Below are 14,096 nucleotides of genomic sequence, written 5' to 3' on the forward strand. Positions count from 1 at the left end.
CGTTCACATCGTTCGCCCATTCAGCACCCGCCGCGCTGTAGAAATTATTTCTGCACCAAAAGTATATTCATTCGATACAGGGTTCATCAGCTACCAGCAAAGCTGGCAAAGACTGCATCCTAAAGATATTAGAATCATGTGGGAACACTTTGTGTTAAACGAACTTCATGCTCAATTACAATCGAGAGAAATTTATTACTGGCGTGATAAACGAGGACACGAGGTGGATTTTGTTCTTTCACAGCGGGGAAGCGACCTCATAGCAATCGAGTGCAAATGGTCTGCTAATGAATTTGAGTCGTCGAACCTGCAAGCTTTTTGGAGGCATTACCCAGATGCCAAAATATTTGTTGTTGGAAACGATATTGAGCGATCTTATAGTCGTGAATATAATGGTATGATGGTTCGATTTGTCAATTTGGCGGCGTTAATAGAGGCAATATTGAACCAGGGAAAATAAGGCTCCGTATCGAAAGTTTTTCCACATCATCAATTCGACAGGTTTAAAAGCTCGCTTATTATTTTTTTATATACTTCTTACGGTTGTAGGAACTTAATAAATACATCTTCATCCAAAATTTCGATACCTAATTGTCTTGCTTTCTCTAATTTTGAACCCGCATCAGCTCCTACAACAAGGTAGGTAACATTTTTTGAAACTGACGAAGCAACTTTTCCGCCTAAGTTCTCAATTTTTTCTTTTGCCTCTTCGCGTGTCATGCTCGAAAGTGTTCCGGTTAAAACAAAAGTTTTTCCACTTAAAGGCAAACCTTCTAACTTCACAGCTTCAAAATTTAATCCCACCGTTTGTAAACGATTTATCAAATCAATATTGTGTTTTTCTGCAAAGTAACGCTCGATACTTTCGGTAATTTTTGGACCTATCTCATAAGTGTTTTGTAAATCATCTTTGTTTGCAGCAAGCAATTTTTTTATTGATGGAAAACTTGTGCTTAAAATCTGAGCCCCCCCCATTCCAACATGCCGGATACCGAGTGCGAAGAGGACGCGATGATACGGTTTTTGTTTACTAACTTCAATCCCGTCTAGAAGATTTTGAACACTCTTATCGCCCCAACGTTCAATAGTGGCTAACTTTTCTTTTTGCTTTTGGAGCGAGTATAAATCGGCGACATTTTTTATAAATTTCAGTTCCACCAATCTATCAACTACAGCTTCGCCCAAACCTGAAATATCCATAGCACCTCGCGATGCCCAGTGCATTATTCTTCCTTTAACTTGTGCGGGGCACTCAGTGTTTTCGCAATAGTAATTTACTTCACCTTCGGGACGGTAAATTTTTGAACTACACTCAGGGCATTTCGATGGAAACAAAAATTTTTGAGTAATAGAAGGTCGTTTTTCCTTTATCACTTCTGTAACTTTTGGAATTACATCGCCCCCTTTTTCGACGATGACGCTGTCGCCAATTCTGATGTCGAGTTCTTGTATGTAGTCTTCGTTGTAGAGCGAAGCACGACTGACAGTAGTTCCTCCAATAAAAACCGGCTGCAAATTAGCGACAGGTGTGATTGTTCCAATGCGACCAACTTGAAGTTTAATGTCGTTTAATTTAGTTTCTGCTTTGCGCGATGTGAATTTGTAAGCGAAAGCCCAGCGCGGACTTTTAGCAATTGCGCCGAGCAAATCTTGCTGACGGAGCGAATCGACTTTTACTACTACACCATCGATGTCGTAGGGAAGGGTTTCACGCTTCTCTTCCCATTCTTTCCAAAACTCAATTACTTCATCAATATTATTACACAATCTTGAGAATTCATTAACCGGAAATTTCAACTGCTTTAACGTTTTCAAACAATCGGAATGATTTTTCAAATCTGCTTTTTCTGCTTTTAAAAAATAAGTATAAAAATTTAAGGGACGCTCGGCAACTATTTTCGGGTCTTGAAGTTTCAATGTGCCGGCGGCCGAGTTGCGGGGATTTACAAAAAGTTTTTCACCATCAAGCTCCCGCTCTTCGTTCATCCGAATGAAATCACCCTTTTTCATAAAAATTTCTCCGCGTATTTCAATATCAAGAAGAGCTTTGTTGTTCGTATCTAATTTTAAAGGTATCGAGCGGATTGTTTTCAGGTTGTTCGTGATATCATCGCCTTGTGTTCCGTCGCCGCGTGTTGCACCGACTTTCAGAATGCCATCAATATATTTCAAGCTAACTGCGATGCCGTCGAACTTTAACTCGCATACATATTTATACGATTGATCCTGCAGGAGCGATTTTATTCGACGGTCGAACTCGATGACTTCCTCCTCTGTGTATGAGTTCGATAAACTTAACATCGGAACTGAGTGAGTTACTGTGGGAAATTTTTTTGTCGGTTCACCGCTGACTCGCTGCGTAGGTGAGTCGGGTGTAATTAATTCGGGATACTGCTTTTCGAGTTCCTCAAGGTTACTCATCAATTTATCATACTCTGCATCCGAAATTACCGGTTCTGCTAAAACATAATAACGGTAATCGTGTTCGTTAATTTCTTTCCGCAGCTTCTCGAATTTTTCAATCACAGATTTTTGTAGAGGCATATTCTATCGTTGTGTTTGTTCGAGAAACTGCCGCGTTAAAACAATATCGCGTATAACAGCCCCTCGTTTGCCTAATGAGGGAACTTCCTTATTGTTGAGTTTAATTTTAATGCCCCCGGCGTTTCCGACTGTAAGTTTGAAATCGTGTGCAGCTTTCCACGTCATACTTTTATCTGCCAATAAAAGAATTTCGTTTTTTACTTTCTCATCAATTATTAAACTTATCCAGGCGCTTTCGGAAGCTGAAATAAAAAGGAGTAAACTATCTCCCGACACTGAAGCCGGGGGAAGTAAACCTTGAGGTGAGTGTTTGCTTAAATTAGAAATCGAAGAATCGGGTGTAGGTTTCTTTTCAGTTTCTTCTACAGCTTGCTGAAACGGGATTTCCGCAACAGTTTTTTCGGTATCATCTCTGAAAAAAGTTAACGAGCCAATCAATCCTACAACCACGATGATTGCGAGTATAGCCAGAACGGTAGTTTGGGATGCACCTTTTTGTTTCGACAGGCGGACTTTTGCAGCAGTATTCGGAGACGCAGTTTCATTGTTTATTTGAGGTTGAGTTGACTGTTCGTATTTTTTTATGCTATCGTCGGGATTTATGCCAACCTGAGCCGCATACTCACGGATAAAAGCCCGCACATAAGCTTGTGGTAAAATTGCAAATTGTCCCTCTTCAATAGCTTGAAGAAATTTAACGTTAATGCGTGTTGCGGCTGAAATATCTTCCAAAGAAATTATTTGACTTATCCGTGCATTCTTTAATTCTTCGCTGCAGATATTCATAATATTTTAATTTGGTATTGTATTTTTATCAATAGCTTCACGAACCGCTTTGGCAAGCTCTTCGTACATATATGGTTTATTTAAATATCCATCTATAGATTTAATAAAATTGTCGTCGTTCAAAATAGTATCGCTGTACCCGCTGCAAATTAAAATTTTGATAGAAGGTTTTAGCTTCTTCAATCTATAAAAAACCTCTTTACCACTGATGCCGGGCATATTGAGGTCAAGTATCACCAAGTCGTAGATATTGTTGTTCTGAAATTTTTCAAGGGCTTGAAAACCATCTTGAGCAATGTCAACTTTATATCCAAGTTCACGCAGGATATCGCCACCTACAACGCTGGCTCCTACATCGTCGTCGACGATCAGCACGCGTTCACTTCCACCGACAAGATTTTCTGCAATTTTATCTATTTCGAAGTCTTCTGTTCTTTCAACTCGCGGAAGATATATCGTAAAAGCAGTCCCAACACCGATTTCACTATCTACTGAAATATAACCATCGTGGTTTCTGACAACACCGAAGACCACCGATAAGCCAAGTCCGGTTCCTTTCGATTGGTCTTTAGTTGTAAAAAACGGTTCGAAAATTTTTAAGATGATATCATTCGGGATACCGGTTCCGTTATCAATTATTTTTATCATAACATATTTGCCCGGAGGAACATCATTAAAAGCTGCGGGGAGGTGTTCCTTTGTAATGATTGACTTGCATAGCACAGTAATTATTCCACCGTCTGGCAGAGCAGCCTGTGAGTTAATGAACAAATTTAAGATAGCTTGTTCTAATTGTCCTTCGTCGCCGTGAACAATTAAAATTTCTTTCGACGGTGTCCATTTAACTTGAGTCGATTTAGGAATGCTCCTTTCGAAGAGATGAAAGGTTTCACTTATAATTTTATTTATATCGGTATTGCGGAAATAAACATTCGATTTTCTTGAGAATGTTAATAACTGTCGTGTAACTGAAGCTCCCCTGCGAGCCGAATCTTCGATTAGAGTTATGTATTTATAAAATTTATCGCTCTCGGTAAGTTTTCGTTTCATCATCGAAGCAGGTCCGAGTATTGAGTTGAGTATATTGTTGAAATCGTGTGCAACGCCGCCAGCCAAATTTCCGATGCTGTCGATTTTTTGCGCTTGGATTATCTTCTCTTCCATCAGTTTTTGTTTGGTTATGTCGCGTGCAACCATACGGATTAATACCGGCTTTCTTTCGGAGTTGTGAACAATGGAGGTATTTACACTCACGTTTATTCGAGTGCCGTTTTTGGTTTCCATTATTTCTTCGACACCTTTTAAATCGACTCCGGTATTAAAAATTTCTTTAATGCGATGTAAGATTAAATCGTGGTATTCGGAGGGATATAATTTTGTAATTTTTTTTCCGATTATTTCTTCTTTTGTAAAACCTAAATGATCAAGTTCAGTTTTATTGCAGCTTACTATTATTCCGTCGGAGTTAACGCTATGGTACATATCGGGAAGGTTTTCGTATAAATCGGCATACAACCGCTCGGATTGTTTCATTTGTTCGAACAGGTACGCATTATTTAAAGCAACACTTATTTGGTTTCTGAAAGCCTGTAGTAATTCGAGTTGCTTTGGTCTGAGTGCATTTGAATCTTTGCTTGCTATTATAATTGTTCCAACAAATTGTGTGTTTAATTCGAGTGGAAGCGATGCCCATGTTGGAATGTTATACCGAAAAAACCGCTCGCTGATTAGTTGTTCTTCTTCAAATGTAAATTGCGACGGTTCGTTGTTTAATTTAAGAGCTTCAGCTAATTTTGAGTCAATATCAATTTGGTCGGGTAAAATTTTGGTTTGAATTTTATAACTATGCTTTAACTCCATTTTGTCTTTTTCGACAAGATAGATCCAACCGCCATCAGCATTCAGAAGGTCAACTACTTTTTTAAGAGAATTTTGCAGAACTGTTTTCAATTCTACTGAGTGGCTAACGGCTTGTGCGATGGTGTTGAGGGCAAGCAACTGACGATGTTGTTCGTTTATCTGCAGTCCATATTTTGAAATAAAAAAAACAATCAGAAATCCAAATATACCGACGGTAATTAATGTAATAAAATCTACCCATCTTAAATCCTGTCCCGTCGCAATGTTGATACTTAGGATCGTCACCATCAACACGATAACTGCTGTTGAGGCAACAACTTGCGATTGTTCAACCAAGCCTAACGATGAGGTAAAATTTTTGATATGTTTTAAGGGATTTATCATTTCCGATGAAAATTTATAAAGAAATTAAATGAGTTACAAATTCAAACGGAAAACTACGTTAGCCTGCAAAGCATATGACCTCGAATCGAAAAAGAAAAAAGTATTTAACATCGGCGCATCGTTTTTATTTTGATGATGAATAGAGGAGAACCCCTGCCCGACAAGTGTTCCGATGAGGGCGCCGCTCAGAACATCGGATAAGTAATGAGCATTCGAGTTGATCCGTTGTAACCCGACAATCGAAGCGAGAACGTATGCCGGGATACCTGCCTGCCAGCCATATATTCCGTTTAAACTTGCAGCCATTGCAAATGTAGATGAAGTATGTCCCGAAGGAAACGAGTGGTCGTCAGAAAAATTTGGCCGCATCCGCTGTGTCGATAATTTTAAAGTTTGTGTTATTATTTGAGTAACAGCAATCGACTCTAACAACAATTCTAACTTCGTAAAATATTCTGTAGAAGAGTTTCGTGATATCAAGCTTTCGAAACTAATCAACCCCGCTCCGGCAAAATAGCCCCAACCGAAAGTTTCGCCAAAGTTGTCGGCTGCTTTAGATAACGATTGCGACATAAACGCCTTTCTATAAAACTCCTTGCTGATACCTGTATCGAATTGACTTAAAGCGATGATCACAGCCGCACTCCCGATGAAGGCATACGGAGTATTGTTTTTTAAAAAAGCAGTTTCAACTCCTTCAACTAAATGATAGGGGTATGTTTGTATAAATGATGAAATATTTTTATAACGATAGCTAACAAGTTGAGAGCTATCGGTTTGTGAGTGGGTATAACTGTAAAAAAAAATGGTGCTGCTGATTATTAATACTAAAAACCCCTTATTTTTAGTTGCTCTCGCTGGTTTCAGCCTGGGGTTCCTTTTCGGGTTTCGCTTTTTTCGATTTATTCACGTCAACGAATTTGAGCGTATTGGTTTTAGGATTAAGCTTAATATTTATTATGCTTCCCTCGGAAAATTTATTTCTAAGGATTTCTTCTGCAATAGCATCTTCGACATATTTTTGAAGTACACGTTTCAACGGACGGGCTCCAAAAGCTGGATCAAAACCTTTGTCGATTAAAAACTCACGGGCTGGTTTTGTAAGCCGCAACTTGATATCCAGTGATTCCATACGTTTTACAAGCTCTTCCATTTGGATTTCGATGATTTCATTAATGTGCTGGCGCTCTAGGCTATGAAATATTATAGTATCATCAACGCGATTGAGAAATTCAGGATTGAACACCCTCTTCAAAGCATCTTCCACAGTTTGTTTCATTGCCGTGTATTTGTCTTTTGGTGTTTCAGTTCCGAAACCAAAACTTCCTGTAGTTTTAATATCTCTTGTCCCGACATTCGAAGTCATTATCAGGATAGTATTTTTGAAATCAACACGTCTTCCAAGACTGTCGGTCAAGATACCGTCGTCCAATACTTGCAAAAGAATATTAAAAACATCGGGATGTGCTTTTTCAATTTCATCCAACAGGACGACAGAGTATGGTTTGCGACGGACTTTTTCTGTAAGTTGACCGCCTTCTTCGTATCCGACATATCCGGGAGGTGCACCAACGAGGCGTGAGATTGAAAACTTTTCCATATATTCACTCATATCAATCCGGATTAGTGCTTCTTCGGTGTCGAACAAATATTTTGCAAGAACTTTTGCCAATTCGGTTTTTCCAACGCCGGTAGGTCCGAGGAATATAAACGAACCAATCGGACGTTTCGGGTCTTTCAAGCCGGAACGTGTTCGCCGAATCGCTTTGCTAAGTTTAACGATGGCTTCGGACTGACCGATAATTTGTTTTTGTAGTACTTCTTCCATTTTTAGAAGTTTAAGCGACTCTGATTCGGCAATCTTGTTTACAGGAATACCGGTCATCATAGCTACGACATCGGCGATGTGATTCTCAGTAACTTCGTAAACAAGCGATTCCGATTTTTGCTCCCATTCTAACTTTGCTGTTTCGAGACTGCTAAGTAATTTTTTCTCGAGGTCGCGAAGTCGAGCGGCCTCTTCATAATTCTGACTTTTTACGACATGGCTTTTCGATTGTTTTACTTTTTCGACTTCAGCTTCTAAGTCTAAAACGTCTTGTGGTACATGGATGTTAGAAAGATGTACACGGGCACCGGCTTCGTCGAGGACATCGATTGCCTTGTCCGGAAGATAGCGGTCTGTAATATAGCGGTCGCTAAGTTTAACGGCTCCTTCAATTGCTTTGTCGGTGTATTTTACACCATGATGTTGTTCGTATTTGTGTTTTATGTATTTCAATATCTGTATAGTTTCTTCAACCGATGTCGGGTCAATCATTATTTTTTGAAACCGTCTATCAAGTGCGCCATCTTTTTCTATGTATTGCCGATATTCGTCGAGTGTAGTTGCACCGATACATTGTAATTCGCCCCGAGAGAGAGCGGGTTTAAACATATTTGATGCATCAAGAGAACCCGAAGCTCCACCGGCGCCTACTATAGTGTGGAGTTCGTCGATGAATAAAATAACATCTTTAGCTTTCTCAAGTTCATTCATTACCGCCTTCATTCTTTCTTCAAATTGTCCGCGGTATTTGGTTCCGGCTACTAAAGCTCCAAGGTCAAGTGTTACAACACGCTTATCGTGAAGTACGCGAGAAACTTTTTTTTGTACGATCCGCAAAGCAAGTCCTTCGGCAATTGCAGTTTTACCCACACCGGGCTCGCCTATGAGTACCGGGTTATTTTTTTTGCGACGACTAAGCACTTGGGCTACCCGCTCGATTTCTTTTTCACGACCTACTATGGGGTCAAGTTTATCTTCCATAGCTAATCGGGTTAAGTCCCTACCGAAGTTATCGAGCACAGGAGTTTTCGATTTATCGTTTTTTTTCTCCACTTGAGGAGAGGCGGGATGTGAGCTTGGAGTTTTACCACTAATTATATTATCAAGTTCAAAGCGAACTGCTTCGTATGTAATATTTAGCTGATGTAATATTTGAGCAGCAATATTGTCGTCGTCCCTCATTAGTGAGAGAAGTAAATGTTCTGTGCCAATCACATCGGCTTTGAAGAGTTTGGCTTCCAGGTAAGTTATCTTTAAAACTTTTTCGGCTTGTTTGGTGAGTGGGATATTTCCCATAGTCATCGTTCCGCCGGTTGAACGGACTGCTTCCTCGATTGATTTCTTAAGTTTTTGCAGATCAACGCCTAAGTTGCGAAGTATTTTAACAGCAATGCCCTGTCCTTCGCGTATAATTCCTAAAAGCAGATGCTCGGTTCCGATATAATCGTGTCCGAGACGCAAAGCTTCTTCACGGCTGAGCCGGATAACATCTTGTACTCTATTTGAAAAATTACCTTCCATTATTGTCCTTTATTAGCAATAGCATAAAAAAATTAACATAGTTTTATTTAAACAACATTAATAGATGTAACACTGTTCCAATACTCATCTATCAACTACCATTTTTAATATAACGAAATAGAAAAGATTAATCAAATAATAAAATATTTTATGAAAAGGCATAATTGAAGAAGAAGTCTTCGAATGAAATTTAGAAAAGAAAATGTATGATGTCTGGTATCTTGCATTTCAAAAGATTTTTCGTTATACTTAAGCCAATTAAATGACTGTTAGTCATTTAATAATTAAAATATCCCTAAAATGAGTAAGATAGAAAGAAAAGAAAGAGAAAAACAACTTCGCCGCGAATCGATATTAGATGCCGCAGAATCTGTTTTCTTTGAGAAAGGTTTAATTGCCTCGACCATGGATGAGATTGCCGAGAAAGCAGAGCTTAGCAAAGGTACATTGTATTTGTATTACCGAAGCAAGGACGATTTATATCTTGGTGTAATTTGCAGAGGATTCGATATTCTCATCATTAAACTTAATGAATCAGTTTCACCGAATGTTTCGACAATACAAAAGTTACTAAACATCGGCTCAGCGTATTATAATTTTTCGCAAAAGCATACACATTATTTCAGGATGTTTTCTTTTCTCGAAAGCCCGCAATTCCATACAATGGCATCTGAAGAATTGTTAAACGAAAGTCACAACCAAAGTAAGAGAGCTTGGGATGTTATCATAGATGTTATTTCAAATGGAATAAAAGATGGAACTTTCCGGGAAAACATCGACCCCGTGCAAATGGCAATAATACTCTGGTTGAATGCTACAGCAATAATGAAATTGAAAGACCGAAAAGATCAATTTTGGATAGAAAATTTAAACGTCGATGTAGATACGATTTTGCAAAAATCTAATGCAATGCTTGTATCAACGATGCTCACAGAAAATGCAAAAAGATATTATCAACCGAAATTATAAAATTTTAAAAAATACAGGATAAGTTATGAAAGGTTTGTTTTGGACAGTAGTAGGAATAGGAATAGGAGCAGTTGCAGCTTATTTGATTTTAAAACCGGGAGTAGAAAGTCAGGCATCGTTTCCGATGTTCGTGATGAAAAAAGCAAAAGGTTCGATTAACGACGAAGTTTTTGCCGGAGTAGAGACCAACGAAGACGAGAAATGGATTTAGATTAAAACTGACTAGCGATAGTTCTAAACGTGCTTGTAAAAAGGAAGCTGGTTATTCCGATTGCTACGAACCACCAAAGCCATGCGTGCACTCTTGCTCTTAATGTAGGAAACATAATTAATATCCAAACTGTTGATTGAATATATATATCTTTTAAACTAGATGCAAGCAGTATATTGACTTTGGTATATTTAATTTGTAGATTTAAGCACAATTTATCGTTTTTTAAACAAATTTGGAGATTTTTAAGCATGTTTGCAATTGTTGAAATAGCAGGACAGCAATTTAAGGTAAGTCCTTCCGCGAAACTGTTTGTCCCTAAAATAGCAAACCAAGTTGGCAATAAGCTAAAATTTGATAAAGTTCTGCTATACAGCGATGATAAAGGTATCAAGGTTGGCAAACCAATAGTTAAAGGTATTGAAGTCGAAGCACAAATTTTAAATCATCTCAAAGATGATACTGTGATTGTATTTAAGAAGAAGAAGCGAAAAGGTTATCGAGTCCGTAAAGGTCATCGGCAACAATATACACACATTGAAATTACTAAAATTGGATAAGGAAAATTAGGTATGGCACATAAAAAAGGTGGCGGAAGCTCACGTAACGGACGCGACAGTAATGCACAACGATTAGGTGTAAAGCGGTTTGGCGGCGAAAAAGTTTCAGCAGGAAGCATAATAATTCGTCAGCGCGGTACCAAAGTATTACCAGGCGAAAACGTCGGAGTCGGCTCGGACGATACAATCTTTGCGCTTGTTGAGGGTGTTGTTAAGTTCGAGAACTCAGGTAAATCTCGAAAAATGGTAAGCATCGTTCAATCATAATCAATTATTTAATACAGTTCTTTGCATCGCCCGTAAGAATTAGATTCATCACATAATCTGGTTTCGATCGGGCTTCTTTTTTTAAATTTTTTTAGTTCTTAATTAACAAATCAAATAACTTCTAATCAGGAGGATACAATGAAAATTGCAGTAATTGGTGGTGGTAACATCGGTGGTGTGCTAGTACAGGAAATCGTGCGACGTCGGCTGGCGCGCTATGTTAGTTTGGTAGATGTGAAAGGGCCTGATCTATCCAAAGGTAAATGTCTGGACATTGCAGAAGGCGTACCAATCATTTCATCGAATGTAGTGGTCGAAGGCTCGAAAGAATACGACGTTATCGAAGGTGCGGATTTAGTGATTAACACGGCTGGCGTGCCTCGTGCTGCCCGGCCTGATGGCACTATTCCCACACGGGAAGAATTATTAGCTACCAATTTAAAGATCACGGATGCTGTGAGCGAAGGTATCTCTAAATTCTGTCCGAAGGCGATTATCATTTCGGTTGCTAATCCTTTGGATGCTATCGTTTATCGCCTATCAATGAATTTAAAACCGGCGAGTGAAAGATTGATGGGTATGGCTGGTGTTTTAGATTCTTCACGTTACAGATATTTCGTAGCAAATGAAGCCGGTGTAAGCGTTGAGAACGTAGAAGCCATGGTTCTTGGCGGCCACGGCGACGATATGCTGCCAATCCGTTCGGCATGTCGTATTGCCGGTATGCCAGTAGAAAAATTCATCACAGCCGAAAAATTGGATGCTATCGAAGCTCGCACGCGCCAGGCTGGTGGCGAGGTGGTTAAGTTATTGGGCAGCGGTTCAGCATTTGTCTCTCCGGCATGGGCGGCATTGGAAATGGCTGAGGCAATTATTTTTGACAAGAAAAAAATTCTGCCGGTCTGCGCACTGCTCAAAGGTGAGTACGGTGTCGATGGTTTATTTATCGGCGTGCCGGTCGTTTTAGGCGCGAAGGGTATTGAAAAAATCATTGTCATGGATTTGAATGACAAGGAAAAAGAGGCTTTCGCAAAGTCCGTCACATCGGTAAAGAAATCGAGCGATGAAGTTCTGACCCTGTCGAAGTAAATAAATCAGCAGCAGTTGTGGCTGAAAAAGAGAATTCTACTTTATGCAAGAGCCATTTCTACCGTTTATAGGTGTTATGGCTCTTTTTTTTAGCTTGTTTGACGTCACATTTTTTTTAATAGAAACTGATAAATTATAAAAAACAGTAGGTGTGCTCAGAATGAAATTTATCTACTGTATAGTGTTATTTAGCTTAATCTTTTCTTCTTCCAGTTTTGCACAAACAAGGCATGATGTTTTTGTTCCGGTAGGAGCGAGCGACAGTCTTGATGCAACTTACTTCATTCCTACAACAGCACCTCCCGCTAATGGTTATCCTGTGATGGTTTTTGTACACGGGTTCGGAGGAAGAAAAAACTCTACAATCCCATCCGCTGAGCGCTATGCAAAAAGTAGTTATCTCACATTTTGTTATACCGTCCGTGGTCACGGATATTCCTCAGGTAATTCCACTATTATGTCCACACGCGAGAGATTTGATTTGGCTGAAGTCGTTAATTTCGTCAAGGCTTTACCGAATGTTGATACTAACTCGATAGGCATTATCGGCGGGTCGCAAGGCGGGCTGCATGGACTCTGGGCTATCGTTGATAATTTGCCGGTTAAAGCAGTATCGGCGGACGTGATTGTTCCTCGCTGGGCATCGGATATGTTGACGAATGGCGCTGTCAGAAGAACTGTGCCTGTCCTACTCAAAAATTCTAGCGTCAAATATGACCCCATACAAGACACATTGTGGAATTTACTCACTCGCGATTCATTCGACTCGCTTTACTCTATTTTCACGGCGCCGCGTGATATCGACACAGTAACTTTGCAATCCTCACAAAAGCCGCTGATGACTTTTATTAAATATCAGGACTTTTATTTTGAAGCAAGCGATGGAATCAGAAACATGATTACATATCCCGGTTTGAAGAAAATGTATTTGGGAACCGGGGGACATTTTTCGGACGATAATTACGATCAGTGGCAATACCAATTTTCCTGGATAACAAGATGGTTCAAACATTTTTTAAGAAATATTAATACTGGATTCTTTGATGAACCTAAATACACTTACGCTTACAGCAGCCTTCCGATGGATTCTTTGGGATATTTCAAGTGGAAACAACACGAGATAAATGAACTACCGTTTCATAATAGTGTGCCTCACCGGTTTTATTTGCATTCGAATGGTTATCTAAAATATTCAGCCCCGACATCAGTTAATGAAATCGCTGAGCTTATTAACGATTACCGCGACTCAATGTACAATTTTGAAAGAGCATGGATTGAAGGCTTTACCGGGCTTCGGTTCGACTCCGCTTTTACTAAACGAACATTAGTTTTCGAAACATCTCCATTAAACACCAGCGCACTTATGTTTGGCGCTCCACGAATTAATTTCTATCTTAAGTCGTCTTCCGAAAAATTTCCCGTTAATGTTCAGATATACGAAGTTGATAGTTTAAATAATAAATATTTTATCAACCGGATAAATTACGTATCGCGCGGGAATCTAACCGGTCAAATGATTACTGCTGACGTTCGTGGCTTCTTTCATTCACACGAATTTCAAGCAAACAACAGGATCAGAATCGAAATCACTAATATTGATAAAACCAACAGGAAGTTACTCGGCAGCGTACCATTCGTTCTGCCTGTTTTTAAATACAGCCGCAATGAAATATTTGTGAACGAAATTTATGCTTCATATATCGAGTTGCCTTTAATGACAAACGAATATATTCTAAGAGTTTTAGACCAAACACCGAGCACTTTCCATCTATCTCAAAATTATCCGAATCCGTTTAATTCGACAACAGCGTTGGAATATTCTCTTCCACAAAATACTCATGTAACTTTAAAAGTTTACGACATATTAGGCAGGGAAGTAAAAACCTTGTTCGAGGGGAAACAATTTGCCGGCACATACAAAGCAACTTTCAATGCCGATCAGCTTGCGAGTGGTGTATATTTCTATAGATTAATAACAGCCGTAACCGATAATAATGTAAACAATTTATCGGGATACACGCGAAAAATGATTTTAATAAAATAAAAATTACTTGATTGTTTGGAATTATTTTATGTA

Annotated in this window: 12 protein-coding genes; 7 read left to right on the plus strand and 5 right to left on the minus strand. The window is 39.1% G+C overall.

Annotated features, from left to right (window positions below; genetic code table 11):
• On the plus strand, positions 1 to 460 hold a 460-nt coding region (locus QME58_07925), incomplete at its 5' end, for a DUF4143 domain-containing protein (GenBank protein MDI6803759.1).
• A 77-nt stretch (positions 461 to 537) separates the two neighbouring features.
• On the opposite strand, the gene ligA is transcribed toward QME58_07925, so the two are convergent.
• The 5 genes from ligA to QME58_07950 form a co-directional block, all read right to left on the minus strand.
• Positions 538 to 2,544 carry an NAD-dependent DNA ligase LigA gene (gene ligA, locus QME58_07930; protein MDI6803760.1) on the minus strand — a complete coding sequence of 669 codons (2,007 nt, stop codon included), beginning with the start codon at positions 2,542 to 2,544 and terminating at the stop codon, positions 538 to 540.
• A 3-nt stretch (positions 2,545 to 2,547) separates the two neighbouring features.
• Positions 2,548 to 3,330, minus strand: coding sequence for a DUF4115 domain-containing protein (locus QME58_07935; protein MDI6803761.1), 783 nt, complete (start codon positions 3,328 to 3,330; stop codon positions 2,548 to 2,550).
• A 6-nt stretch (positions 3,331 to 3,336) separates the two neighbouring features.
• Positions 3,337 to 5,574, minus strand: a complete 2,238-nt coding sequence (locus QME58_07940) for a PAS domain S-box protein (protein ID MDI6803762.1) — start codon at positions 5,572 to 5,574, stop codon at positions 3,337 to 3,339.
• Positions 5,575 to 5,607: 33 nt separating this feature from the next.
• Complete coding sequence (locus QME58_07945) at positions 5,608 to 6,210, minus strand: phosphatase PAP2 family protein (protein ID MDI6803763.1); 603 nt, start codon at positions 6,208 to 6,210, stop codon at positions 5,608 to 5,610.
• 208 nt (positions 6,211 to 6,418) lie between these two features.
• Positions 6,419 to 8,923, minus strand: a complete 2,505-nt coding sequence (locus QME58_07950; GenBank protein MDI6803764.1) for an ATP-dependent Clp protease ATP-binding subunit — start codon at positions 8,921 to 8,923, stop codon at positions 6,419 to 6,421.
• 300 nt (positions 8,924 to 9,223) lie between these two features.
• On the opposite strand from QME58_07950, the gene QME58_07955 reads away from it, so the two are divergent.
• The 6 genes from QME58_07955 to QME58_07980 all read left to right on the plus strand — a co-directional run bounded on the left by QME58_07955 (position 9,224) and on the right by QME58_07980 (position 14,063).
• Entirely contained in the window at positions 9,224 to 9,892 is a 669-nt protein-coding gene (locus QME58_07955; GenBank protein ID MDI6803765.1) for a TetR/AcrR family transcriptional regulator, read from the plus strand.
• 25 nt (positions 9,893 to 9,917) lie between these two features.
• Entirely contained in the window at positions 9,918 to 10,103 is a 186-nt protein-coding gene (locus QME58_07960) for a hypothetical protein (protein MDI6803766.1), read from the plus strand.
• A gap of 251 nt (positions 10,104 to 10,354) precedes the next feature.
• Positions 10,355 to 10,663 carry a 50S ribosomal protein L21 gene (gene rplU, locus QME58_07965; GenBank protein MDI6803767.1) on the plus strand — a complete coding sequence of 103 codons (309 nt, stop codon included), beginning with the start codon at positions 10,355 to 10,357 and terminating at the stop codon, positions 10,661 to 10,663.
• 12 nt (positions 10,664 to 10,675) lie between these two features.
• Positions 10,676 to 10,930, plus strand: a complete 255-nt coding sequence (gene rpmA, locus QME58_07970; GenBank protein MDI6803768.1) for a 50S ribosomal protein L27 — start codon at positions 10,676 to 10,678, stop codon at positions 10,928 to 10,930.
• A 138-nt stretch (positions 10,931 to 11,068) separates the two neighbouring features.
• Positions 11,069 to 12,019, plus strand: coding sequence for a malate dehydrogenase (locus QME58_07975; GenBank protein MDI6803769.1), 951 nt, complete (start codon positions 11,069 to 11,071; stop codon positions 12,017 to 12,019).
• Positions 12,020 to 12,179: 160 nt separating this feature from the next.
• Positions 12,180 to 14,063, plus strand: a complete 1,884-nt coding sequence (locus tag QME58_07980; protein MDI6803770.1) for an alpha/beta fold hydrolase — start codon at positions 12,180 to 12,182, stop codon at positions 14,061 to 14,063.
• Positions 14,064 to 14,096: the final 33 nt, after the last annotated feature.

It is taken from the genome of Bacteroidota bacterium, from assembly GCA_030017895.1.
Taxonomy (GTDB): Bacteria; Bacteroidota; Ignavibacteria; order UBA10030; family BY39; genus JASEGV01.